Source organism: Nitratireductor sp. ZSWI3 (assembly GCF_024655565.1).
Lineage (GTDB): Bacteria > Pseudomonadota > Alphaproteobacteria > Rhizobiales > Rhizobiaceae > Nitratireductor.
The window spans coordinates 1-1,054 of sequence record NZ_JANKOF010000201.1; the positions used below are offsets into that span (position 1 = coordinate 1).

The following is a 1,054-nucleotide window of genomic DNA, read 5'->3' on the forward strand; positions in this document are numbered from 1 at the left end:
AGAGCATCTTCGATGAACGCCGAGTCGGTTTGAGGATTCACGCGGTCGGCATTGTCTGATTCACTGGTGCTGGTGATTTACCAGGAGGTGATGATGACAAGGAGCCTTAGCGGCGACCTTCGCGGTCGGGTGATTGCGGCGATCGAGGACGGGGTTTCGACGCGGGAGGCGGCACGGCGCTTCCGGATCGGGATCTCGACGGCCGGGGCCTGGCATCGCCGCTATCGCGAGACCGGCGAGACGGAGGCGCGTAAGCAGGGTCAGCCGTCGCGCTCGAAGCTCGATGCGCACGAGGCCTTCATTCTCGGCCTTATCGAAGAGGCGCCGGACATCACGCTGGCCGAGATAGGGGAGCGCCTCGCCGCCGAGCACGGCGTGCAGGCCGTGCCCTCGACGATCTGGCTGTTTCTCGACCGGCGCGGCATCACGTTCAAAAAAAGACAGCGCACGCCGCAGAGCAGCAGCGCGCAGACGTCCTGCGCCGCCGCATCGCCTGGTTCGATGCCCAGCCCGACTTCGATCCCGAGAGGCTGATCTTCATCGACGAGACCGCGGCCTCCACAAAGATGGCCCGGTTGCGAGGCAGAGCGCCATGCGGCCAGCGATGCCGGGCGGCCGTTCCCCACGGCCATTGGAAGACGACGACCCTCACCGCCGGCCTGCGGCTGTCCGGCATGGCGGCTCCGATGCTGCTCGACGGTCCGATGAACGGACCAGCCTTCCTCGCCTATGCCGAGCAGGTTCTCGCACCCGAGCTTCGACCCGGCGACATCGTGGTCATGGACAACCTGCCGGCCCACAAGATCAGCGGTGTGCGCGAGGCCATCGAGAAGGCCGGGGCGCGACTCCTGTTCCTGCCGCCCTACTCGCCCGACTTCAACCCTATCGAGATGGCTTTCTCCAAGCTCAAGGCCCTGCTCAGGAAGGCAGCCGCTAGAACCGTCGATGAACTCTGGTCGGTCGTGGCCGACTGCCTCTCCGCCTTTACGCCAGAGGAATGCCACCACTATTTCGAGGCCGCCGGATATGACCCGGATTAAGTCGAATCTGCTCT

1 protein-coding gene is annotated in these 1,054 nt (G+C 65.0%); it reads left to right on the forward strand.

The window, feature by feature from the left end; all coding sequences use genetic code 11:
• Positions 1–93 precede the first annotated feature (93 nt).
• A protein-coding gene (locus tag NUU27_RS25385; RefSeq protein ID WP_257765069.1) for an IS630 family transposase occupies positions 94–1,040 on the forward strand; the annotation gives its coding sequence in 2 pieces (ribosomal slippage) (positions 94–433 and positions 433–1,040; 948 coding nt in all).
• Positions 1,041–1,054 lie beyond the last annotated feature (14 nt).